Genomic DNA, 22706 nt, shown 5'->3' with positions numbered 1-22706 from the left:
GGTGCGGTCCTGGTCCTTCACCGATCTGGAGTTCCTGGTGCTGTGGGAGGCACTCGGCGAGGAGCACCTGCCCGAGCCGCTGTTCTTCACCAGCCGCGCTCCTTTGTGGAGCGCGTTCCAGGACAGCAAGATTCACGCCCGCGACAGCCTGCGTGCGCGCCACGACCCGGAATTCGACGAGGTGCTGCGCGCGCTGCACACCCCCGACGTCCGGGTGGAGCTGCGCGGCTGGGACGGCGTGGATTGGCGCGCGCCCGAGTCGAGCCTCCGCGCGTTCGGGGTGCGGTCCGGCGACGCCGGATACCTGGTCGTGCAGGAGCCCGGCGAAACCATCGGCCGCGCAGCGGGATTCACGGTCACCGAATTCTGGGCGAGTGATCTCGCCGAGCAGGTCGTGGGCCTGCTGCCGGAGGTTCCGGCGGGCCGCGGCGGTGACCTGGTGCTCGCCGAGGCCGAGGACGTGGTCGACACCGACTACGGTTTCGGCCTGTCTCCGGCGCACGAGACCCTGGAGGGTGGGGTGGTGGACCGCGCCGCCGACTTCCTGGCCGTCGCCGCCTCCACCCTCGGCACCATCGATGTGGTGCAGGGCCGTTCGCGTTTCGGCCCGCGCGGCATCACCCGGCATCACCTGCAATGGCGTGATCTCGCCGAGGACGGCCGCTATCTGATCACCGCCGACCATCCACCCGTGGCAATGGCCGCCGATCACCGCCGCGTGGTCACCGAAGTGAACATCCGGATCGCCGAAGTGGTCCTGGCGGTCGCCGACGAATGGGAGACGAACCGATGACCGCCCAGGAATTCCCGAGCGAGTTCACCCTGTCCTCACGGACCGGTGCGATCGTGGTCACCACCACCGAACAGGGTCTGCCCCGGGCGATTTCGGTGGAACGGGACCGCTTGCGCCAGGATCCGGAGCTGCTGGCGTCGGAGATTCTGCGCCTGTGCAAGCAGTCCGCGGCCCGCGCCGGTGTCGAGCGGCGCGCCCAGCTGCGGGCGGCGGGGCTGTCTCCGGAGCTGTTGGCGCTGACCGGCTTGCCGACCACCGACGATGTGACCAGACAGGAGTACGTCGAGGAGCAGGATTACGAGACCGAGCCCGACAGCTGGCTCCGCCCGATCTGAGCACGTGTGAATAGGCCTGTGAAATATACAGTGCGGCAAGTCGATCCGCCGCAGCCTCGATCACCTGGGGAATACCCTGTGTTCACCGGGCTGTTGGTCAATTAGTGAACTCTTCGTTATGCCGGGCGATTCACCGCTCTGTATAGTTCGAACCGAAATGATCTTCCTGATGGGGGTCTCATGAGCCATCTCGTTGCCACTCCGGACGCGATTCGCGCATACGGCGATGCTTCGGCCGCCATGGCCACCGCGGTGGCGAGCGCCGCCGCGGTCGACCAGGTCGCCACGGTCGCCGCACTGGTGCCGGTTTTCGGCCTCATCGGCCAGGACTTCCTGCTGAGTTACGCGGGCGCACAGGGCAATCACCTGTCGTCGGTGGCGGAGCTGGCGGCTGTGCACGCCGGGACCGCGGTCACCGCGCACGAGGCCGCGGCGTCCTACGAGGCCGTCGACGGCGCCGCGGGCGTCGACTTCCTGTCGCTATCGCGGGACCTGTGAGCACGCCCTTCGACCAGGGTTCGACGGGAGCCGCGCAGGCCGCTCCCACGGTGGCGAGCGGGCAGTCGGTGGCGGATGCCCTGCGCGACACCGCTTTCGCGCCGCTGCTGGACTCGCCGGTCGCCGAGGTGCTGTCGACGCTGGGATTGCCCGCGCTGCCGCAGATTCCGGCGCTGCCCCCGATGCCGGACATGCCGCCGCTGCCGACCCTGGATCTGACCGCGCTCACCAAGCCGCTCACCGATCTGGCCTCCACGTTCGGCACGGGCCAATTGGGGCAGGGCCTGGACGCGTCGCAGATGCTCTCGGGTGTCTCCTCGGCCTTGCAGCAGGTGATGTCGATCGCGCAATCGGTGATGTCGCTGGCCAATTCGAATTCCTGGGAGGGTTCGGGCGCGGCGGGTGCTGCCGAGAAGGGCGCTGCCGCTCAGACCAACGCCCTGGAACTGGAAACCCAGAACGGGCACCAGAAGACCGTCATGGCCGGCGCCGCGGGTTCGGTGGCGGTGGGCAGCGCGATGATGTCGGCCGTCATCACCAAGTTCGTCACGGGCGTCACCCTGGCCGCCCCGTTCATCGCCACTCCGCCGGGCCAGGCGTTCCTGCTGTCACTGGCCAGTGAGACCGCCGCCGAGGCCACCGCGGTGGTGGCCAAGACCCGCACCGAGATGACGGTGCACAGCGCGAACATGACCACGGCCGGGCACAAGGTGAAGGTCACCGACGCGCCGAAGGGCGTGGACTCGCTCTCGCAGGTCACCCAGCTGTTGAGCGCGATCGCGCCGTTGAGCAGCGTCGCGGGCCAGGGCGCGCAGACCTTGCAGCAGTTGCAGTCGATCAGTCAGCCCTCGACCGTGCAGCCGACGCCGGAGACCGAGCCGAAGACCACGCAGCCGGGTCCGGGTGGACTCGGTGGCGGTGGCGGGCTCATGCCGATCGGCGGCCTGGGCGGCGGCGCGGGCGCGGCCCCGCTCGGCCAGACCAGCCCCCGGACCATGAGCGCGACCACCACCCCGTCGGTCGCGGTCCCCGCCCCGGTGCCCGGGGTCGGTGGCGCCGGTATGGGCGGTGGCATGGTGCCGCCGCCGATGGGCGCGGCGGGTGCCGGCGCCGGACTGGCCGGTGACGCCGACGAGGATGTGCGCACCAACCTGGTCACCGGTGAACACGGCGACGAGGTCGTGGGCGAGCTGGGCTACACGGGCGTGCCGGTGATCGGCGCGGTCGGCACCAACGGCCCGCGCCCGGCACAGTGATCCACCGCGCGGACCGGTGATCGACGCCGCGGAAACCGGCTCGGTGTCCTTCGGTGCGACACGGTAGGATTCGCGGCGAAAGGGAGGGACGATGAGCGAATTCAACTTGGGCGGTGTGCGTTTCGACGCGGACACGGTGCTGGCCGCCGCCGCCGACCTGGAAGCCGTGGCCGATCGCCTGGAGGCCGCGCTCGGCGCGGACGCTCAGGCCCTGGCCGTGCCCGCCGCGGGCTCGGACAAGGTGTCGCTGTCGGCCGCCGAGACCCTCAGCGCCGTCGGCGCGTCCTTCGTGGACCAGAGTGGCGGCGGCATCGACGAATTGCGCAAGCTGGCCGCCGTCGTGCGGCAGCAGGCCGCCACCTTCGGCAAGGTCGAGACCGACAACTCGACCGACTTCACGAACCTCTGACCGGATCGCGGTGAACGCCGCGGGATCACTCCGATTCGCGTGAGCGAGACTCCATCTCGCTCAGCATCTGGTCCGTCTGCGCATGCCAGCGGGCGGCATTGCTGCCGTCCAGTTGGCCGGCGAAGGCGTGGCGCGCGGCCTCCACGAGATCATCGGTGGCATTCGGATGGGCGCGGGCGACAGCTCGGAGTGCGGTCCGGGTCTCCTCGTCGAGCCCGGTCGAGCTGCGCAGCCCCTGTCCCGCCAGCGCGCGGGCCAGCATGCTGTCGAAGTTCAGCTTCAGTTGTTCCTGGCTGGGACGGCCATGCCGCACGTCCGTCTCCTTCTGCTTCGGCGTCCGGGCCATCGTATCGAGCTGTCCGATACCCGCGCTGTGCCCGGCTCGCGTTCCGGATCTCAGAGTTCGAAGTGCCGGGGCTCGCCGGAGGTCAACTGCCAGTCGTCGGCGAGCAGTGCGTCCAGTGCCGCCTGGAGCAGCGCATGCTCCGCGGTCCCCGCTTCGAGCCACCGCCCCCAGTTCACATCGAGTGTGAGGACCAGGATGCTGTCGAACCAGATCCTGAAGGCGACCGGTGGCAGGTAGGGGGCGGCGTCGGGGAGCGGGCCGAGCCATGTGGTTCCGTCCGCCTCGGTGGTGACCGGGAGGTTCAGGGTGTCGTCCCACAAGGTGACCGAGAGGACTTCCGAGCTCGGCGATTCGCCGCTCCGTGCGAAGCGGGTAGTCGCACCCAGCGGGGCGATGCTCTCGAACATCACGAAATACCCTGGCGGGCAAGTGATCGTATCCAGCGCCCGCCGGTAGGTGCCGATCAAGTCCGCATCGGTGAGGACCGGAAACCGTGTGACGACAGCCGGTTGCGGGCCGTCTCCCTGGAGAGCCGTCGTATCCGCCCGCAGGACTTCCCAGTACTGGTCGGAGGGCTGCGGGTCGTCCACATTGATGAAGGTGTCTTCGATCGCGCAGGTGAACCACAGATCGAAGCCCGTGGGGCGCACGACATTCGCCAGATGGTCGCGCACTCGCAGCGCATCCGCGAACAGCACCTCGGAGCTCCCGACGTCCGCGGGAAAGCCGCGGGTGAAGGTCAAACTCTCACCGTGCGGCCGATACTCGCTGAATCCGATCACTGGACCTTTCTCCATACGTCACCCTCTCGGACGATCTGTCCGAGCAGGTTGCCATTCTCGTCCACGAAGCGAACGGCATCGAGGTTCGCCAGGTTCGGGTGCAGTTTCTTGTTGACGGTGAAACCCCGGGCCAGCTCGTCGAGGAGGTTCCCCGTCTTGCGGACATTGCCGTTCGGGTCGACGATTTCATAGTCCCATCCGTTCGCGCCGAACCGCCGTTCGTTGCCGCCGCCCAGCGGCTGGACGCGCCCTTGCGGTGGAGTCTCGGGCATGACCACTGTGGTCTCGGCGGACGGTATCCGGTCCGGCGCCGGCGCTACGGCTTTGTCCGCGCCGTGCAATGCGGCGCCGTGCAGGCTCGTCGCCTGCTCGGGCAGGTGTTTCATCCGTTCGATCTCGACACGTCGTTCGACCGTCGTCGACCCATCGCTGGTGGTGCGCTCGACGAGGATGTCGAACGACCTGTCACCGGATACGCCGGGATTGAACCGGACGCTCAGCTCCGGGTCGTTTCGGACCTCGAAGGACAAGCGGTCGAGTTCGGTGAGCTCGGCGGCCTTGTCGAGAACCTGGTCCATATCGCCGGCTCGGGCCCGCGGGGTGGTCTCTCCCATCCAATCCTCGAGCCCTCCCACATTGCCGCCGTCGACTTCGCGGTTCACCAGGTCCGTGAACTTCTGCGCCAGGTCGGGACGCCCCGCGTTCTGGAGCGCGCTCGCGATGTCCCGGGCGTCCCGGTGGAAGTTCCCCTGGTATCCCGGGAGCGGCTTGATCGGATCGGGCGCGGGCGGGCTGACATCCTCGGGACGGGGTAGCAGATGCTCGTGGTTCTGCTCCACGTACTTGGCGAGAGCCGCGTCGTGCTCGGTGAACGACTGCCACGCCGGGCCCCACTTGTCCTGGTCGCGCAGGCCGATACCGTCGACGAGTTCACCGAATTTCGCACGTAGCTCGGGCAATTCATGAGCTCGGGCGGGATCGTTGGTGGCCGCGAAGATGTCATTGATGTGCGTGCGGACCTGCTCGAATCGACCCTTCAGCTGCTCGTGGCCGGGAGCGGCTTCCTCAGCGAGAGGCAGGAAGTCACCCGAGTATTCCGCGAGGTAGGTGGACAGCGCCTGGTCGTGTTGGTCGAACAGCTGCCACGTGGCACCGCTGTTCTCCGAGTCGCGCAGACCGAGACCGTCGAATTGTTCCGCGAATCGCTCACGAAGGTTCGTCAAATCGTCGGCTCGGGCGGGATCGGCTGCGGCGCGATCGATTTCCGTTGCCAGGCTGCGCAGGTTGTCGAAGCCGTCGCGCAGTTCCGGTGTCAGCTCGCCGCTGTCTCGCGCCTGTTCACCGATCGGCTGTTCGGACCGGTTCGAGTCGGAGGGCGTCGACCCGGGGTCTCGAGGTTCGTCAGGGATCCCGCTGCGGGCCCTGCCGCGTCTTTCCGGGGGTTCCGGTCTCGTCGGCGCGTGCTCTTCCGGGAGCCCCTGCTGCGTCGCCTCCCAGAATCGGCCGCTCACAGTGCGTTTGAGTTCGGTGCTGAGCGCCGCTTCCTCCGGGTGCATGGCCCGGTTCTCGTCCTTGGCCAGCGCCTTGAAGTCGCGCTGCACCTCATAGAGCGCGTGCTCATACTTGGCGACCGCGTCGATGTGGCTCAGATGCAGGCGCAGTTCGGCGATGTGGCCGTTCTCCAGCTGGACTTTCATCTGCAGGTCGCGGTAGCCGGAGGGGGTGGGGCGGTCGAAGCGGTCCTCGAATTCGACGATCCGCACTCTGGGATCGTTCTCGATCATCTCGAGCGCGCGGTAGGCGTCGGAGACGTGGTCGAAGACGATCTTCGCGCCGACCAGGTCGGTCAAACGGGAGACGTCGCCGTCGTATCCCTTGATCTTGTCCCAGGCCCGGGTCTCGTCCTTCGGGGCGTCGCGCCACCCGGGCGTGCCCTCGGTCTCCCGCGCGATGTCCCGCACGACGTCATTGAGCGCGTCCTGCGAAGCCCGCCAGATGTCGTACTGCTTCCGCAGGAACTCGCCCTGGTACTCCGGGTCCTCGATTCGGCTGTAGTCGAATTCGGGCTGCCTGCGGCTCGATTCGGGCACGTCGGCGATCGCGTCCCGGATCTCGTGCGACATCGCCCGTTCCGCCGGGGTCAGCGGGGTCGGTTCGATGTGGACCGGTTCCGCCAGCGCCGATTCCGGTCCGCGCTCCGCGACCGCCTTGACGGCATCGTGCAGAACGGGCAGACCATCGGGGTGGGTGAGTAGTGACGCCAGCGTCTTCGGGCGTTCCAGCAGCGAGCGTTCGAGGTGCTCGTTGCTCCGGAGCATTTCGGCCAGCTCGGGATGCTGGGGCAGCAGATCCCGGATGACGGCGCTGACCGGTGTGTCGACACCGTCGATCGAGGTGGTGATGCCGAGTTCGTCCGCGCGGTCCAACGCCGCCGAGACGCGAGGCTGCTCCAGATAGCTCTCGACATCGGGCGCGGAGGGCCCACCGGCCTCGGGTGAGTCGGGCGCGGCGGCGGGGCCGTCGCGCTCGCCGTTCGGCTCGGATGGACTGGGGGACTGTCCTTTTCGTAGACGCGGATCCTGGACCGCGTCGTCGGGACGATGTTTGAAGCCGTCCGGCGTGCTCCCGTGGTCGCGGGCGCTGTCGAGGAGGTGGTGGTACAGGACTCGGGCGGGCTCGGTGGCGCCTTCACCGTGATACTGGACGTCGGTGAACGCCTCGGCCACCGCCTCGGGGCCGTCGAATCTGCCGTTCTCGTCGAAGCTGTAGCCGCTGAGCTGGTCCAGCCACTCGTGGAACGCGTCCTTGTCCATCCCGCCGCGGGTGGCCTCGAAATGGTCCGCCAGCGCCTTGTGCGCGGTCAGCTCGGCGTGTTCCTGGGACTCGATGGCGAGCACATGGCCGAACTCGTGCACCAGGGTGGAGTGGATCGGACGGTCGGCGGATCCGGGGACCAGATGACCGTCCGCCTCGTCCTCCGCGATCTCGCGGGCCATCCGTTCGGGATCGAGCGCGTAGTCCCGGTCCAGGACCACCTCGTCGGTGTACATGCGGCCCGACGGGCTGTGCCCTTCGTACGTCGCGGCGTAGGTGCCGGGGTCGCCGATCGAGTCGATCGACACCTTGCGCAGATCCACGTCCGGGTAGCGGGTCAGCATGTCATCGATGGCGCGGGCGAACTCGCGCGCTACCTCGGGGTCCAGCAGTGGGTGGTCGAAGCCCGACACTTCGAGGTTCCACCGCTTCGCGAGTTCGTCCGCGACCTGGGTGCTGTCCCGGTGCGACCACTCGTCCTCGGGGCGTGGCGACCAATCACCTTCTGCTGGATCAGGTTTCGATGCTTCCGCCGGTGTGTGCGAGTCCTGCGCGTCGGTGGGTTTCGAGTTCTCGTGGGCGCGGGCCCTCGAATTGTCGCGCGCATCGGGGGAATGCGTCCTGGCCTCGTGGCTCCCCGGCTCACCCGGCATCGTTGTCACGACGAGAGCGGGTGCGGGCGTCTCCGGCGCCGCGTCGCCGCTGTCGGGGCGTTCGCTGTCACGGTGTTCGTTCTCGCGCTGACCCTCCGCCGCCGGCTTGTCGCGCGGTTCCTGCTGGGCCTGAGGCTCTTTCGGCGTCTGCTCGGCGTGATTCGGTGTCGAATCCTCGGGCCGGGGCCCTTCGGGATCTCTCCGCGATCGGTCCGTTTCGGGCGACTTGCTCGTGGGGTCGGAGCGGTCGGTCGGCTTCGCCGGGGACTGCTCCGCCTTTGTGGTGGATTCCGCTGGCGTAGCCCGTGTTTGGGTATCGGAGGTGGCTTCCACCGGCCGGGCTTCGGGGGTGCGGCCCACCGGCGCGGCTCGGTCCTGGGTGCCCGAGACCAGATTGCCGCGATGTTCGGTCGGAGCTGTTGTGGCGCGCGGTCCTTCACCTGCCGGTGCTGCGGGGGTACCGGCACGTGGTGCGGCCGGTTCGGACACCTTGGGAGACGATTCGCCGAGTTTCGCGCCCGTGTCCCCGAGTTTCGGGCCCGCATCGCCGAGCTTGGTACCCGGGTCTCCGAGTTTCGGGCCCGCATCACTGAGCTTGGTGCCTGTGTCGCCGAGTTTCGTGCCCGTATCGCCAGGCTTGGTGCCCGCGTCGCTCAGCTTCGCCGCGTCGCTTTGCCGCGGTCCTCCATCACCCGAGGACGAGACATTGGTCCCGAGATCATGGCGCGGGGCCTCCGAGCTGGGCGCGTCCCGCTCTCGGGTCGTGCCGTCCGCCGGTTCATGGTTGACCGGCTGATCGGTCGCCGCGGCGGGGTGAACATCGTGCGGCGCGTCGTGTTCGGGCTGGACGCTGTGTTCGGGCTGCTCGCCCGCCGTCCTGACCTCCGGTTCCGGGGTATGCGGGGCACTACCGTCGGGACCGCTCCTGGCCGTGACCGCGCTGTCGCCGGGAGCGCTGTGCCCGTTCTCCAGCCCATGGTTCGCGCCGCCGCCGACGCCCATGGCCAGGCCGCCGATCAGCAGCTCGGTGTGGAACGTCTTGTCGACCTTGCTCCAGTCACCGCCGTTCTCGTAGAGCTGGATCCCGAGCCCGGTTCCGTACATGCCGACGGCGCCCATTCCACCGCCGACACCGCCGGCGATGGCTCCGCCCAGCTTCGACGGGAGCCGCGTATCCCTCAGCAGATCGCCCACTTTCGCGTGGAACGGCGCACCGACGGCGCCGCCCACGCCCCACTGGAGACTGGTCTGGAAGGTCTGCTTCAGGTTGAAGCCGTCGTCGCGGTGGCCCTCCAGGATCTGGATGAACTGCGTACCGGCATCGAGCCCGGCTCCCATGGCGCCGGCGCCGAGGCCCGCGGTGAGGGATTTTCCGCCGTACTTCAGGGCGGTTTCGAGCAGTGGCTTCGTCGCGGCCTGGGCGGCGAGTTTTTCGCCCAGCGGCACGGCGATCTCGCGAAGCAGCGGCTGGGCGAGGGTTTCCAGGGCGGCCCGGGCTCGGAGCAGCCCGATCCGCTCCATGACCTTTTCGGCGAAGATGCGCAGGGTCCCGCGGGCGGTGAGCAGCACTTCCGGTACGAGCGCCTCCCCGAACAGGGTCGCGCTCAGCTGGAGCACGGTGTACAGCGTGAGCAGCGCGAAGATCTCCGACTGGATCTTGGCGTACTCGATTTCCGTTGCGGTGGCGCGCGTATCGTGGCCGAGCTGGTTCAAGCATTCGACCAGCTTCTGGACGGAATAGTCCTTGCCGTCGAACAGCGTCGCTAGCTCCGCGCTGACTTTCACCGCGCCGTCGCTGTCGTAGAACTGGGGCAGCCTGCCGGTGACGGCCCTCAGGTCGGGTTCGAGCTTTTCCAGGTCGGCCGCGGCCTTCTTCCAGGCGTCACCCAGATCGAAGAGTGCGTCCTGATCGCCCTTCGGATAAGACATTCCGAAGTTGAGGGCCGCCATCAGCCAGTTCGGTAGGTGGTCTCCAACCCAGGTCCATCCGGACAATCATCGGCTCCACTTCGCAGCTGATCGTAAGGTCCGGGCTCCCAACCGGATTGGAAGATTCTCCGATTCACCCTACCCAGAGTGCTTCTGCCGGTCCAATTCTCGCGAGATTACCGGGCGTCGCCCACCCAGGTATAGCGGAAGGTCGGAGCCTCGCCCGCGGTTCGCCGCGCGAATTCCTCCTCCCACGTCCGGAAAGTCGTGCGGTAGAGGTCGGCGATCCGGTCCCGCTCCTCGGAGGCGAGTCGCCGCCGTTCCCGCTCGGCACGCTCGAATATATCTGTCGCCTGGCGGTACATATCGAATATCGGGCCGTCACCGCGGAGATACGTGCTGCGCGCTTCTTCGGTCGCGCGGATGAACCGCTCTTCGGTCAGCTCCGAGAAGTCCAGATCCGCACCAGGTTTCAGGACCGCGTCGATATCATCCGCCGACGCCGGTTCGAAGGCGCCGGTCCGGATGTTCAAACGCTGCCCGACCACGATGCCGTGCTCGGGCTCCTCGAGGCGAATGGTGCCGTTGCGGAACCGGAAGAAGGATGGCGACTCTTTCAACCAGAGCATTGGCCTGCCTTTCGGGATCTTCCGCGCGGTCGAGCCACATCATCGCATCGGCGGGCGCCGGCCGATCATTCGCCCGGTGTCGATCACCAGCCGGGTGTCGCGGCATCCGAATGCGCTCGGGCCTTGGGATCGTGCTCGAACTCCTCGACATTCTCGAATCGCGGCCCGGCGTCGGCGTCGGGTTCCCGGCGTTCGGCGGCATTCGGCGGCGCCATCGAAACCTCAGGGGGAGTGGGCATCATGGCCTGGATATCGGGCATGAGCGGGAAGACCTCGGACAGTGTCGGCATCTTCGCCTTCTCGGCCTGCAATGCCGCCAGGATCTCCTGCGACTTCTCCCTTACCTGGACGGCGGCTTCCTGCGCGGCCGCGGTGACGGCGGCGGCGATCTCGGAATAGGTCAGTTCGTCGATGTCATCGGAGAATTCGGTCTTGATCACGGCACCGTCGGCATTGACGGTGACCGTGACCCGTCGCCCACCGGCACGCGCGCTCGCTGTCAGCCGGGCTCGGTCCCGCTGTGCCCGTGCGACGGCGGCGAAACTGCCCTGCACCATCTCGGCCAGATCGGCCAGCTGCGCTTTCGCGACCTCGTTCGTCATCGATCAGAAGCCGTTCTTGTTGGCCTCATCCATGTTTTCGAGCTTGGTCGCGCCGTCGCGCAAGCCCTTCGAGTACTGCGCCAGCAGCGTCGTCTTCGACCCGAGTGCGGCCAGCAGACCGGGCTTGCGCGCGTCGTATCCGCTCTCGCCCTCGGCGAACTGGTCGCCGAATTCGTCATGACCCCAGACGCCTTCATGAGCGTCCGCGGCCGCGGTGATCGCGTTGAGAATGTCGGTGACCTTGGTGTTCACGTCATCGAGTCCACCTGCTACGGAACGCATTCCGGCGATCTCGACCTCTACCTTGCTCACGTCGAACCCCCAATGTTCATCTGACCATCAGGTTGCGATCATATACGCGACTACTCGGCGACACCTGCCAAGATCAGTTGAAAATAGGCGCTGTCGAGATCGATGTCGGGGCCCACCAGCGCGCGGGACAGCAGTGTGCGGGTCACGGTGCCGGTATCAGCTGCGGCTATCAGCGCCGTGAGCCAGGACGACGCATTGCCGTCGAATACCTGTGTCAGCACGTCGTAGACGGCATCGTCATTCCATACGCCGGGGAGCGCGTCCTGCACACCGTTCGCGTCCGGGGACTCACCGCGATACCACGCGTTTCCATCCCACCAGTAGCAGAACGACATCAAACCGTTTGCCGCCCTGGGGCTCAACACCGGATCCGCGACCCAATCCGGAGCCCCCCGATAGAACTGCGGCATCGCCGCGCCGCCGTTGTACACGGCATCCAGCTCCGGTGCGTTCCAGATGCCACCGGACAGCACCGCCCGCCCGTGCGGCAGCCGATGCAGCGTCGAACCGCTGCGAGTTCGGCCCTCGAACCAGCCGAGGGCGCTCGTAACTCGCGGTCCGAGCGGAGATTTCACTGCCACGAACGCCGCGGAGATCAGTGCCCACCGCGCCCACAGGACTGGGAGCGGCGGAAGTCCCTCTCCGGCCGGAACCGCCGTGGCGTCGGCCTGCGCCGCCGCGAAGGCGGCACTCGGAGTCCGCGCCTGCCGATCACCATGTCCGATGTACGCCGCCAGCCAGATCGGCAGCCGCTCGCGCGGATACTCCAGCAGGTCGGCGAGGTACGCCTGGGGTGGGAACAGTTGCTGCTCGGGGAAAGGCTCAGCGCCGTAGTCGTATTCGATCCGTGCCGGACCGGTCGTGGTGACAGCGGCGAGAAACCGCCACCAGGGCCCTTCGGCCGACGTCGCCGCCAGCTGTCGAGCCTCCCGCAGCAATTCGACCGCACGCCTCGACAGCGGCACCTGCGCGACGCGCTGTCCGTCCGACACGATGACCTGCGCGGCCTCATCCGTGACGGTCATCGCGATGGCCGCTTCCAGCCGATCGAACCCGTCCGGGATCAGGGCAAGAAGTTCGTCGGCTACCCGATCGGCCACCTGCTCAGCGGTACTGCTGCCCGACTCGGGCGCCGCGACTGCCGCAGCCATCCGGAAACCGACATCCGGCGACTCGGCGGTCGAATTGTCTTGACTCACACTGTTCCTCGTTACCCAATCAGCTTCCGGTGATCACCTGAATAGCAGCCTGCTGAGCCGCGTCGCCGATCTCACCGACCCGAAACCCGCGATCCGTGATGTGCCGGACCAATTCCGGCTCCGGCGCCAGCCCATGCTTGTGCAGATAGTGCGGCACCGCCCCCGCCCACACCCACACCCCATCGGTCCGGAAGTTCAACGGCACATCCCGATCCCCAGGCGCGAACTCATCCTGCTCGAAACTCCGTGCCGCCAATACGATCGGCGCCGACTCCAGATACGCCAGCACGGCCGTTCGCGTATTCCCCTCCACCGCAGGCCGATCCACGACAGGCCGCCCGTCGGCATCCTTGCCGTCATAGACGCGCGCCATCCGCGGCGGTTGCACGACAGCCGGTGTCGGTTCGATCTTGACGGTCGCCTCCACCGCAGGCGCGGGTTGCGCGGGCGCGAAGGGATTCGCCGGGGGAGTGGGTGCGAACGGATTGGCCGGCGGAACGGGTGCGAAGGGATTCGCCGCCGGAGCGGGGGCGAAGGGATGGGGCGCCGGCGCGAACGGGTTGGGCGCGGCGTTCATCGGTGCATAGCTCGCCCGAGGCTGGGCCGCCGCGCGTGGTCGCGCCGACTGCGCCACCAGCCCCGCCACGGCCGCGGCGAAGGACAGCAACAGCGCCAGCACCATCATGACGAGACCGATGCCCAGGTATTCCCAGAAGTTGAGCCCCATGATGGTGAAGGTGGAAATCAGCCCGTTGATTTCGTCCGTGAATATGAGCGCGGCGGCGGCCGCACCTGCCGCGCGCACTGCCGGATTTCGCGCACCCGCACCCGTGAGCAGGGCAATCGCCACCACGACCACCACGATCAGAATGAGTACGAAATGCACCAGCAGCAGCGGCGCCGATCCGTCCGAGTTCGTGCGCCAGATGGACCTGAAGTATGAGCTGTCGCTGATCGCCGGCTTGAACGATCCCGCCAGTTCGACAACGGCCGCGACAAGCAAGAACACACCCGTCACCCGGTCCGCCGCCCCACCGGCTGCCCCGTTGGTCGCCTGCAGCGCACCGCTTTTCGAAACCACCGCATCCCGCAGCCCACTCACCAGAGCCCCGATCGCAACCAGCATCGCCAGCACGAGCACCCAGAATCCAGCCGCCGGTGAGATGTTCTCCTTGAACCCCTGCGCATAAGCCATCACGTCCCCCGACGAGATCGCCAGCACCATCCCACCCGCGAATGCCGCCACCCAGAACAGCACACTGCGCCGAGCACCCACCCCCACCGAGAGCAATATCCCCGTCACACCCGCCACGAGCCCGATCAGCACATACGGCACAGCGGAGAACCAGTCGGCAAGCCCGGATCCCCCGTTCCCCTCCCATACCGACGTTTCCCACGACCGGCCACCGAACTGAACGCTCGCCACAGGCGCCCACAACACCGCGAACACCAACACCGCCGCCGCGATCAACAATCCCCCGGTGACCCGCCCCGCACCCGCGGCCCCCGCCCCGCCCTCACCCATGACGCCGTCATTCCGCATGTAACTCATAGCTCCGCCCATCCCTCCCCATGTGATTCTGCGACCCTAATTGCCCAGTTCTCTGGACGCCAACGTGAGCGTGCCCGAGAAAGGCCCGACCATGAGGACGCGTGCGTACCGACCTAGGGCGAGCGCTTCAATCGCGCAGCACGCTCCGCGAGCTTTCGATCCAGCTCCGCGCGCCGATGGGCGGCATTGCTCCCATCCAGTTGTCCGCTGAACGCTTGGCGCGCGGCGTCCACGAGTTCATCGGTGGCGTTCGGGTGTGCCCGAGCAACTGCCATCAACGCGGCTCTGGTCTCGATGTCGAGCCCCGTTTCGGTGCGGACACCCCGACCGTCCAGCACCTGCGCCAATGCGTTGTCGAAGTTCAGTTTCAACTGTTCCTTGCCGGGATAGCCATGGCGCACAGCCGTCTCCTCTACCGGTCATGCGATCGTATCCGCCGTCGGCTCACGGCTCCTCCGGCCGACGCGGAAGCGAGCCGTACGCAATGCTGGGGGTCCGTTCGATCGAGAAGGGGGTCCGGCGTGCGCGGTCGTCGAATCAACGCGCAGTTGCAGGGCAGCTTCGATTTCATGCTGTCGCGAATCCTCTCGGGCGGTGGCTTTCTCAGCGGATCCGGGCTGGACGAAGAGACGATGACCGCCCTGGAAGCGATCGCCGAAGCCCGCCCGAATGTCCCGGACGATCTCGTGGCCGCCGCTCGCACCGCCTTCGCGGGACAGTTGGACGGCAGCAATGCCGAACGGTGGCTAGCCGAGCGGGACCGTGTGCTCGCCGCGCGCGAGGAACAGTCGAAGCGTTCGGAACAGCACAGGGCGGGGCTCGATGCCGGGGCGTCTCCTTGGGAAGATCATGATGCGGCCCCATATGAAGGCGACGGGGACAGCCGACACCGCAACGAGATACTGGCCGAAGGCAATCGCCTGGACCAGCTTTATCGGAGCATCGGCGCGACGCCGCAGGGCAACGAAGCGTTCTCCAGCAGCGGGGAGTTGCGCAGGCGATACAGGGAATGGCTCCCCGAAATCCCTGTGGCCCGTGGCCCATTCACCGGCGAGCTCACCAACCTGGACCTGCTCGGCAATCGCCGAATGCAGATGATCAAGCGCGGCGTTGTGAGGTTGTGGGGCACGACCGCCTGATCCGCCGTCCTCAATCCTTCCTACGCGTGCGGATAGATCTATCCGCACACGGGCATCGGTTCGCCCGTTCGAACCGACTGGTCGTACATCTCGCCCCATGTCAACGGATGCATCGCGCCGCCGTAGCTGGTCACCACCCCGGTGAGAGGATTCACTATCAGGCAGCTCGCGGTCCCCGGTGTTCTCGCCGCCCTGTTCACCTCGTCCGGCGTGAGGATCCTCCAGCAGACCCAGGCGTACTCCGTCCGGCGCATGCCCATTCGCTGGTTCTGCGGGATTATGCGGGCTTTCCGGAGATGCTGTTCGACCTGTTCCCTGGTGAGCAACTCCCGCACCTTGATTCTCCGTTCGGATCGACTTCACGGAAGCTCAGCGACGCTGATCTTCCTCCCACATGCCAAAGGTCTTCCGGCGCAACGCCGCGATAGTCTCGCGCTCGCCGTCGGACACCCGCCGCCGCTCCCGTCGGGCCTGCTCGAGCATTTCGTCCACTTGTTGGTAGATGTCGAAGATCGGTCCCTCTCCGTTCAGGTAGTAACTGCGGAACTCCTCGGTCGTCTTCACGAACTCATCTTCGGAGAGCGCCGAGTAGTCCGAATCCGCACCGGTTCGGAGGACGGCATCGATGTCTTCTCTCGTTGCGGGCTCGAATGCGCCGGTATCGATGTTCAGCTTCCGGCCAGCCACCCGGTTGAAGTCCTGCTCCTCCAAACGGATGGTGGCGTTGCGGAACCGGAAGTATGACGGAGATTCTCGGAGCCGGAGCGTACGCAGCCTCTCGAATGTGTGATTGTCAGGTGTCGCCACGACTTCGGCTAGACATTGCATCAGCCACGATCGGAAGACCGCGTAGTCGACGGAGCGAGTGAGGGAGACCTGGCATTCGCCGGGGATCATCCTTCCGATCTCATCGAGCGCCACCCCCACACGACTGGTTCGCAGGAAGGAGCGCCCCACCGCCTGGGCGAGAGTCATCGCGTCGTGCTGCATGGTCCCCGGGTAGAAGCTCGCGAACCACTGATCCAAATGTGCACAGATCAGTTGGCCCGCGGACCCTGACTCGGCGAGCAACTCGTATTCGGGTGAGCCGGAGTTGATTTCGTTGTCGGGATGGAACGTGACATCCGAGGGCACGATCCATGGCCGCAACCCGGCGTGCAACACCTTCCGTGCCGCAGCCACATCGAGTCGAATATTGTGCTCGGCACGATCGGCATGCCTGTAGTTCAGGCCACCGCCCATCTGCGTGACGATGAGTCGTCCAGTGGCATCAGGAATCTCGGCGACTACGGCCGAGAGGTTCGACATAGGACCGATACCGAGCCATCGCACTTTGCCGTCGCTCGTCCCCATGGCCTTCCGGACGGCGGCGAGGACGTCTTCGCTCTGGTTCGGCACATCACGTGGAACGAGACCTTCTGCCGCCCAGTACCTCTCATTTCCCAGGTCAATGCCCGCCGCCACGGGGACATCGGATCGACCCAGCAGATCCAACAGATACCGCGCGAGCCGGGCACGCCTTCCGCCGTGTTCGTCGCTGGTGACTACGAGAGCCAACTCTGGTCGCCCCGCAGCAACGGCTACGGCGATGGCATCATCCGGGTCGCCTCCGATGTCGGTATCGACGATCAGCGGCATGGTCGATAGCGGTGGAAGCATGTCGGGTAGGGCGGACAGCGCGTCGGCCCTGTCATGCAATCCGACACTCCTGGCCTGATCGATTAGCGCATCGCGAATCCGGTTCGGAGACAGCTCCGGGCGGTCCTTGTCATCCGTCATGGTCAGGCGTCCTCCAATCGCTTGGACGTGTAGGTCGGGAGGTACCGAGCGAAGAAGTTCCCGATACTGCTGGGCAGGGGGCGAATCGCCGAAAGCGAGTAGGTCAGGATGTAGCCCGCGCGGCCGACACCGCCTTCCCAGAATTTGTACGTCGGCTCGAGGTGGTCGAGCAATCCCTGGTACAGATCACGGACTGCGAGGAAATCCAAGAGCTCGGGCAGATTCCACGATTCGATGCCCGGGTCAGGTTCCGTGGGCAGGATAAGCGAGGTTCCTCCGCCGTCCGCACGGATACGGTCGCCGGCACCCAGAGCCTCGACAGCGTCCAGCCCGAGGAAATGGTACGGACCGGCTTCTTCGATGAATACCCACCGATTGACCCGGGGGTCTTCGTAGATATCGCCATCAGCGCACGCATCCCAGGTGGAACGAGCCGTTGAAGAAGGTTGCGTCATCGTCCCAGCTCATCAGGATCGCGTGATAGGGCGGGATGGACTCCGACCACCCCTCGGCCTCCAGTGCGAATCGTCCACAGAAGTGGCATGCGTTGCGGTCATGGAACACTCGTGTTCCCCCGATCACTCAGGACTGATGATCGTGTGGTTCTGGATTCTGTTCGCGAGATCGGAGGCGACGTCGGCGAGTGGAATGCCGCGTCGCGACGAACCGAACGCTTGTCCGGGTCGCAGCCGGGTAGCCAGCTCACGGAGCAGCTCACCGATGATCATTCCTTGCAAGCCGGTGATCTGGACGGTCACTTCCGCTGCGCCGGAGTCGAATCCGCGCGTGCGGCTGTCGGCCAGCAGTTTGCGGCTCAGATCGCTGGCTTCGGTCTCGAGTTCGATGGGCCGGGTCGGCGTTCGGGTGGAATCGACACGGCTGCGGAGATGTCGGGCCGGATCTTGAACAAGGCTGGTGTTGCTCTGTGCGGGTGGTGGCTCGTTCTTACCGATGCCGAGATGCAGGTCGGCGAGCAGTTCACGTGTCCCGTGGCGGTCATTCTCGGTATCGGAGAGAGTGTCCAGAAGACGAATAGCGCTGTTGCGCAGGGAAAGAGCCTCGTTCGCAGTCAGGAGCCGGGTCGCCGCTGGCCGCCGCTGGCCGGTCTGGTCGAGCACGGCCCACGCCAGTTCCGTGACGACCTCGGCAAGCTTCTCGCCGTCTGAGCGAGGACCGAACGAGGCCCCGCGGCGCAAACGCGAGGCCAGTTCGAGTAGCAAGTCGCCAGTGATAGTTCCTTGCAATTCGGTCAATTCCACGTTGAAATCGCCGATATCGGGATTCGCCTCCTCGACACGCCGCCCTTTTGCCAGCGCGTCTCTGAGGGTCGCCGCGCGTTGGTCGAGAGTGAAGGGGCGCGGGGTCGCTCCGTCGTATCCGACCAGCGTCAGGTAGTGGTGAACCGGATCCAGATCGAGGTTGTGCTGCGATGGTGACGGTGCGTTGTGCTTGTCCAGTAGCGCTTTGTGTACATCGGCCAGAAGTGCGTGCAGGACTTCAAGGTCACCTGCGGGATCGTTGAGGACAGCGAGGGCAGCGGTAGATGCCGCACGGAGCTGGTTGTACTTTTCGGTCAGCTCGTTCGCGGTCACCCGGTGCACGAATTCTTCAGCCTGTTGACGCAGCTCAGGTGGCGCGGGCTCCCAGGTCGGGCTGGTCATGAAACTCGCAAGCCTGTCCCGCTTCTCGGTCTCGCGTGCGGAAGGGTCGATGCCGATAATCGGCCAGAGTTCAGCGAGGCTCCGAGCGGGCAGGTCCCAGTGCACTGTGCGCAGCCAGTTTTCGTTCCGCCATGTCGTCTCGTAGCTGTCGCGATGGGGCGGCGGGAATACTCGGACCTCGGAAATCTCCAAGTCGACTGCCCGTGCGGCCGTCACGTAGATCGACTGCCACCGGGAAATCTCCTCGTCGTAGATGTCGACATCATCGGTGGCGGAAACGCACAGGAACCACTGAGTTTCCTCGACCCGCCACAGATCAAGACATACAGACTGATTGGCGTCGCCGCCGATGTGCCGATAGCCGAAGTGCTCATCTGCCCAATCCGTCAACCGACCCATTCGAGTGAGTCCGAGCGCCGCCCGCAGGCGCTCTAGTCGGGCTTGATCGAGTTGCCCTCGCAGCATCACGCGCAGCCGAGCCTTCCGTGGCTTCAGTCGTGTCATTCGTGGCCACTCCTAGAAGCCAGGGGTCACCAGTCGTCGGCGCGGATTCGGCCCGGGGTGATGTCGTCGAGTTCTTCGACGTCGGTGAAGGTCATGGCCAGTTCGTTGAGATGCCGGTCGGGGGAGTTCGGGGGTGCGGTGGAGGCGGGGATGGGTTCGGGGATGCGTTCGGTGAGGTCGGGCATGCCTTCGATGAGGTCGGACATCTTGGGCATGCGGCCGCGGCGCTCTTGGATCGGGCTCAGGAGTTCGGAGCTCTTGCGGGCCAGTTCGGTGGCAGCGGCTTGGGCGGCTTCGGTGATGGCTTTGGCGAGCTCGAGGAGTGGGAGGTCTTCGAGGTCGGGGTCCAGGCGGGTTTCGATGATGGTGCCGTCGGCGTTCACGACTACGGTGACGCGTTTCTGCAGCGCGTAGCCGGTGGCCATGAGTTGGGCACGCTTCTGTTGCATGTCGCCGAGGACCCGCATTTGCTGCTGGAACTCGTCGATCATCGACGCCAGTTCGGCTTTCGCGCTCTCGTTCGCCATGATTACTTGAACGCGCCGGCGCTGTTCTCGTCGGTGCCGCCGAGCTGCTTGCCGGACTTGGTCTGGCCGTCGGAGTTGTCTCCGGCGTTCTTGGCCAGGGTCTCGGAGAGCTCCTTCAGCGTCTTGCGGGCCGCCTTGTAGCCGGAGCCGTTCTCGGCGCCCGCGAATTGCTCACCGTAGGTGTCGTTGCCCCACGGTTCGCCCTTGCCGCCGAGGGAAGCCATGAGGCTGTCCACCACGGTGCGTAGTCGCTTGTTGACGTGGTCGGTCTTGACGGCCGCCTGCCCCAACAGCTCCGGATCGACCTCGACTTTGTCCGTCATCTGGTACTACTCCTCCCCGTACAACCCTGGCGCCGACACTAATTGGGCATCGGCATCGATGCCAACGCGATATTCAGCCGCGCTGCCGCATCCGTTCCTGGAAACGCTGCGCGAAGCCCGCGATGTACACGTTCGGCGGCACCGAGGACGACGATGCCTCGATCACCCCGTCGTCGGCCATGTAGTAGATGGCGCGGCCGATCATGATCTCGCCGGGCCGGGTGGGCACGAAAACCATCCAGCCGTTGTCGATTCGCTCGGCGGTCAGCTGGTCGAGGGGGTATCCGCTGGTGTCGGTCCCGCGCGCGAGGATGAATCGGCGGACCTGTTCGATGGCGTCGATCCGGCTCAGCGGAGGCGCGGTGACGAAGGTCCGCAACCCCGCCAGCGTGAACTGGTTCAGCGCCGAATCCACGTCGTGCTCGGCGGGATCGAAGACCGCGGCCACCGTCTCGTAGGTCACCACGCCGGCCTGGGCCGCCGAAACCAGGTTCGCGACACCGGATTTCGTGGTATCGGTGATCGTCTTACCTGCCGAGTTCATCACCTGCAGGATCGTGTCGACGGTCGAGCCGGTCGTCCAGATCCCTGGCACCGCGGCAGCCACCCCGGGGCCGAGCGGCGATTCGCCGCGGAACCAGCGTCCGTCCTCCCACCAGTAGCAGAAGGTCAACTGCCCGGTCGCGGCCCGCGGATTCAGCACCGCGTCCGTGACCCAATCCGGTGCGCCCGCATACAGATTCGGCAGGGGAGCGCCATCGTTGTAGACGGCATCGAGCTCGGGCGCGTTGAGCACCCCGCCCGAGATGACGGCCCGATCGCCGGGCAGCGTGTACAGCGTGCTCCCGCTGCGGTTCGGGCCTTCGAACCAGGCCAATGCGGGCAGTATCCGCGGACCGTGCGGAGCGTCGAGGGCGACGAACACCGCCGCGAGGGCGGTCCAGTTGGACCACATCACCGGCAGCGGCGGGAAGACCTCGGTCGTCGCCTGTCCGCGGATCTCCTTGGCACGGTCGGATCGTGCCTGCTGGGCCGCGACCCGCGGCGACCGCAGCAGCCGCTCGCCGTGACTCACATACGCCGCCAGCCAGACGGGTAGTCGTTTGCGGGGATACTCCCGCAGGTCGGCCAGGTACGCCTCGGCCGGAAAGAGCTGGTCGTCCGGGAACGGCTCGTCGCCGTAGTCGTAGTCGGTCTGCACCTGGCCCGCGGTATTGAGGCTGATTCGCATCCGCCACCACGGGCCTTCGCTCATCGCGGCCGCGATCTCGCGCTGTTCCTGCACGAGCAGCAGGACGGTCTCCGACGGCTCGGCTCGAAACGCCTGGTCCCCGGCGGAGTACACCACGCTCCAGGTCTTGGCGGTGACGGTCCACGCGAAGGTGGCGTCGACGCGCTCCCAGCCTTCCGGCGCCGCGGTCGCGAGTTCACGAGCGATGCGGTGGGTCAATTCCCGCGCTTGCTCGACGATCTGGCCCTCGTCGGGAATGGACTCCGGTCCCGGGTGTGACACGACGCTGAACCCGATGTCGGATTCCTCATTCGCCTGCGCGAATCCGGCCATGAACGACCGCATGAATTCGTCGTCCGGATTCCCCGCCTGAGGCCTGTCCACGTCTCGAGCTCCCCTCCTCGACCGCCGCACGTTCCACCCGGTCGGATACCTGTGCGACCTTACACATTCGAGGTGCTCGTGTCGGCCCCCGCCGAGGGTAGCTCAGTGTTCGCGGGGACCGATGTGACCGTCGTCGGTGATGTGCAACGCGTCCAATGCCGCGGTCGGCCCGCCGGTGATGGCGACATCCCAGCCGCCTTCGGTGCGCTGTGGCGCGAAGGACATGGCGTCGGTGTCGACGCCCGCGCCGATCAGGTACAGCCGGATCCGGTCGGTGGCCTCCGATTCCAGCAGCCCGCCGGGGGGAGCGTCATGGACCGGCCAGGGCCGACGCCGCCGGAAACCGAGGCGCTCGATCTCCCGGGCCTGCTGCTCCTCCAGGTTCTCGCCCCGCCCGCGCGCCAGGATGCTCCACACCGCGTCGCGTTTGTCCCAGCGGTAGAAGAAGGCGCGACTGGTCACCTGCAACCGCGCCGAGATCAGCCCGGAGTCCTTGCGCTGCTGCACGTCGATGCGGGCGCTGTGCCCGTATCGATCGCCGAGCAGAACCTCCAGGTCTCGGGTCTTGGCCGACGAATCCTCTCGCGTCCGGGTCACCACCGTCGACGGCATGGCCGCGAATCGCCGTACCAGGTCGTCGAATTCGCTCGGCGGGCCGGAGAATCGGGCGCTGATCTGGTGAATCCGCCCGTTGAAGCCCTTGTCGACGCGGTTGAATCCCTCCCCGACGAGGCCGGCCTTGTCCCAGGTTTCCGACCCGTCGAGCTCGGGCTCGTATCCCAGCCCCTCGAGCAGCGAGACCAGCTCCCGGGCGCGATGCACACCCTGCGCGATCACCGCGGCGGCCTGGCGTTTGCTGATCGGCGTCAGCGTCGAGGCGACCCCGCCCCGATACCCGGTGTACTCCTCGGGACCGATCCGGCGCACGCCCTGAGGAATGAACCACAGTGTTCGCACGGCGACATCCCTTCCGCGTCGGTCCGGCCGCAATCTTGCCGCCGACCATAGCCGATCAATAGCGGCGGGGCGCCGCCCAGTTGATCCTCGGC

The 22706-nt window shown here is 66.5% G+C and carries 22 protein-coding genes; 6 read left to right on the top strand and 16 right to left on the bottom strand.

Annotated features, from left to right (window positions below; all coding sequences use genetic code 11):
* Position 1: 1 nt before the first annotated feature.
* The 5 genes from ACWEOI_RS01130 (at position 2) to ACWEOI_RS01110 (ending at position 3291) form a co-directional block, all read left to right on the top strand.
* On the top strand, positions 2-793 hold the full coding sequence (locus ACWEOI_RS01130; protein WP_433670665.1) for an ESX secretion-associated protein EspG: 792 nt from the start codon (positions 2-4) through the stop codon (positions 791-793).
* A complete protein-coding gene (locus ACWEOI_RS01125; protein ID WP_433670666.1) occupies positions 790-1128 on the top strand; it encodes a hypothetical protein in 339 nt (112 codons plus the stop codon). Before ACWEOI_RS01130 ends, ACWEOI_RS01125 begins: the two co-directional genes overlap by 4 nt.
* Before the next feature lie 180 nt (positions 1129-1308).
* On the top strand, positions 1309-1626 hold the full coding sequence (locus tag ACWEOI_RS01120) for a type VII secretion target (RefSeq protein WP_357089064.1): 318 nt from the start codon (positions 1309-1311) through the stop codon (positions 1624-1626).
* On the top strand, positions 1623-2882 hold the full coding sequence (locus ACWEOI_RS01115) for a hypothetical protein (RefSeq protein WP_433670668.1): 1260 nt from the start codon (positions 1623-1625) through the stop codon (positions 2880-2882). The genes ACWEOI_RS01120 and ACWEOI_RS01115 overlap by 4 nt, the downstream gene beginning before the upstream one ends.
* 91 nt (positions 2883-2973) lie before the next feature.
* Positions 2974-3291 carry a PE family protein gene (locus ACWEOI_RS01110; RefSeq protein WP_357285204.1) on the top strand — a complete coding sequence of 106 codons (318 nt, stop codon included), beginning with the start codon at positions 2974-2976 and terminating at the stop codon, positions 3289-3291.
* A 25-nt stretch (positions 3292-3316) separates the two neighbouring features.
* Here the strand turns inward: ACWEOI_RS01110 and ACWEOI_RS01105 are convergent, their stop codons facing one another.
* From ACWEOI_RS01105 to ACWEOI_RS01065, 9 genes are all read right to left on the bottom strand, one after another.
* A complete protein-coding gene (locus tag ACWEOI_RS01105; RefSeq protein WP_433670669.1) occupies positions 3317-3604 on the bottom strand; it encodes a hypothetical protein in 288 nt (95 codons plus the stop codon).
* Positions 3605-3687: 83 nt separating this feature from the next.
* Positions 3688-4434, bottom strand: a complete 747-nt coding sequence (locus tag ACWEOI_RS01100; protein WP_452358639.1) for a hypothetical protein — start codon at positions 4432-4434, stop codon at positions 3688-3690.
* Complete coding sequence (locus tag ACWEOI_RS01095; protein ID WP_452358638.1) at positions 4416-9836, bottom strand: WXG100-like domain-containing protein; 5421 nt, start codon at positions 9834-9836, stop codon at positions 4416-4418. Before ACWEOI_RS01095 ends, ACWEOI_RS01100 begins: the two co-directional genes overlap by 19 nt.
* Before the next feature lie 155 nt (positions 9837-9991).
* On the bottom strand, positions 9992-10444 hold the full coding sequence (locus ACWEOI_RS01090) for a hypothetical protein (protein ID WP_452358637.1): 453 nt from the start codon (positions 10442-10444) through the stop codon (positions 9992-9994).
* A gap of 83 nt (positions 10445-10527) precedes the next feature.
* Complete coding sequence (locus ACWEOI_RS01085; RefSeq protein WP_357285218.1) at positions 10528-11046, bottom strand: YbaB/EbfC family nucleoid-associated protein; 519 nt, start codon at positions 11044-11046, stop codon at positions 10528-10530.
* A gap of 3 nt (positions 11047-11049) precedes the next feature.
* On the bottom strand, positions 11050-11358 hold the full coding sequence (locus ACWEOI_RS01080) for a WXG100 family type VII secretion target (RefSeq protein ID WP_357285220.1): 309 nt from the start codon (positions 11356-11358) through the stop codon (positions 11050-11052).
* A gap of 50 nt (positions 11359-11408) precedes the next feature.
* Positions 11409-12557 carry a hypothetical protein gene (locus ACWEOI_RS01075; RefSeq protein WP_452358636.1) on the bottom strand — a complete coding sequence of 383 codons (1149 nt, stop codon included), beginning with the start codon at positions 12555-12557 and terminating at the stop codon, positions 11409-11411.
* A 19-nt stretch (positions 12558-12576) separates the two neighbouring features.
* Positions 12577-14109: a hypothetical protein gene (locus tag ACWEOI_RS01070; protein WP_452358635.1), complete on the bottom strand. Its 1533-nt coding sequence runs from the start codon at positions 14107-14109 to the stop codon at positions 12577-12579.
* 113 nt (positions 14110-14222) lie between these two features.
* Entirely contained in the window at positions 14223-14510 is a 288-nt protein-coding gene (locus tag ACWEOI_RS01065) for a hypothetical protein (RefSeq protein ID WP_452358634.1), read from the bottom strand.
* A 120-nt stretch (positions 14511-14630) separates the two neighbouring features.
* Between ACWEOI_RS01065 and ACWEOI_RS01060 the strand changes: the two genes are divergently transcribed.
* Positions 14631-15248 (top strand): hypothetical protein, encoded by a 618-nt coding sequence (locus ACWEOI_RS01060; RefSeq protein ID WP_452358633.1) that lies wholly within the window; start codon positions 14631-14633, stop codon positions 15246-15248.
* A gap of 369 nt (positions 15249-15617) precedes the next feature.
* On the opposite strand, the gene ACWEOI_RS01055 is transcribed toward ACWEOI_RS01060, so the two are convergent.
* From ACWEOI_RS01055 to ACWEOI_RS01025, 7 genes are all read right to left on the bottom strand, one after another.
* Positions 15618-17027: a nucleoside hydrolase gene (locus tag ACWEOI_RS01055; RefSeq protein ID WP_452358632.1), complete on the bottom strand. Its 1410-nt coding sequence runs from the start codon at positions 17025-17027 to the stop codon at positions 15618-15620.
* Between the two features lie 2 nt (positions 17028-17029).
* Positions 17030-17482 (bottom strand): hypothetical protein, encoded by a 453-nt coding sequence (locus ACWEOI_RS01050; protein WP_452358631.1) that lies wholly within the window; start codon positions 17480-17482, stop codon positions 17030-17032.
* A 123-nt stretch (positions 17483-17605) separates the two neighbouring features.
* Positions 17606-19192: a hypothetical protein gene (locus ACWEOI_RS01045; protein ID WP_452358630.1), complete on the bottom strand. Its 1587-nt coding sequence runs from the start codon at positions 19190-19192 to the stop codon at positions 17606-17608.
* Positions 19193-19218: 26 nt separating this feature from the next.
* Positions 19219-19719: a YbaB/EbfC family nucleoid-associated protein gene (locus ACWEOI_RS01040; protein ID WP_452358629.1), complete on the bottom strand. Its 501-nt coding sequence runs from the start codon at positions 19717-19719 to the stop codon at positions 19219-19221.
* A gap of 2 nt (positions 19720-19721) precedes the next feature.
* Positions 19722-20042, bottom strand: a complete 321-nt coding sequence (locus tag ACWEOI_RS01035; RefSeq protein ID WP_452358628.1) for a hypothetical protein — start codon at positions 20040-20042, stop codon at positions 19722-19724.
* Between the two features lie 73 nt (positions 20043-20115).
* Entirely contained in the window at positions 20116-21657 is a 1542-nt protein-coding gene (locus tag ACWEOI_RS01030; protein WP_452358627.1) for a hypothetical protein, read from the bottom strand.
* A 102-nt stretch (positions 21658-21759) separates the two neighbouring features.
* Positions 21760-22614, bottom strand: a complete 855-nt coding sequence (locus ACWEOI_RS01025) for a hypothetical protein (RefSeq protein ID WP_452358626.1) — start codon at positions 22612-22614, stop codon at positions 21760-21762.
* Positions 22615-22706 lie beyond the last annotated feature (92 nt).

The organism is Nocardia sp. NPDC004340 (genome assembly GCF_053602575.1).
The sequence above is the reverse complement of the archived record's forward strand: the minus strand, read 5'-3'. Positions and strand labels throughout refer to the sequence as shown.

Coding starts and splice junctions, on each gene's coding strand:
- ACWEOI_RS01125 (WP_433670666.1), top strand. CDS start 790: ATGACCGCCCAGGAATTCCCGAGCGAGTTCACCCTGTCCTCACGGACC.
- ACWEOI_RS01120 (WP_357089064.1), top strand. CDS start 1,309: ATGAGCCATCTCGTTGCCACTCCGGACGCGATTCGCGCATACGGCGAT.
- ACWEOI_RS01110 (WP_357285204.1), top strand. CDS start 2,974: ATGAGCGAATTCAACTTGGGCGGTGTGCGTTTCGACGCGGACACGGTG.
- ACWEOI_RS01100 (WP_452358639.1), bottom strand. CDS start 4,434: ATGGAGAAAGGTCCAGTGATCGGATTCAGCGAGTATCGGCCGCACGGT.
- ACWEOI_RS01095 (WP_452358638.1), bottom strand. CDS start 9,836: ATGGCGGCCCTCAACTTCGGAATGTCTTATCCGAAGGGCGATCAGGAC.
- ACWEOI_RS01090 (WP_452358637.1), bottom strand. CDS start 10,444: ATGCTCTGGTTGAAAGAGTCGCCATCCTTCTTCCGGTTCCGCAACGGC.
- ACWEOI_RS01085 (WP_357285218.1), bottom strand. CDS start 11,046: ATGACGAACGAGGTCGCGAAAGCGCAGCTGGCCGATCTGGCCGAGATG.
- ACWEOI_RS01070 (WP_452358635.1), bottom strand. CDS start 14,109: ATGAGTTACATGCGGAATGACGGCGTCATGGGTGAGGGCGGGGCGGGG.
- ACWEOI_RS01055 (WP_452358632.1), bottom strand. CDS start 17,027: ATGACGGATGACAAGGACCGCCCGGAGCTGTCTCCGAACCGGATTCGC.
- ACWEOI_RS01050 (WP_452358631.1), bottom strand. CDS start 17,482: ATGACGCAACCTTCTTCAACGGCTCGTTCCACCTGGGATGCGTGCGCT.
- ACWEOI_RS01045 (WP_452358630.1), bottom strand. CDS start 19,192: ATGACACGACTGAAGCCACGGAAGGCTCGGCTGCGCGTGATGCTGCGA.
- ACWEOI_RS01040 (WP_452358629.1), bottom strand. CDS start 19,719: ATGGCGAACGAGAGCGCGAAAGCCGAACTGGCGTCGATGATCGACGAG.
- ACWEOI_RS01035 (WP_452358628.1), bottom strand. CDS start 20,042: ATGACGGACAAAGTCGAGGTCGATCCGGAGCTGTTGGGGCAGGCGGCC.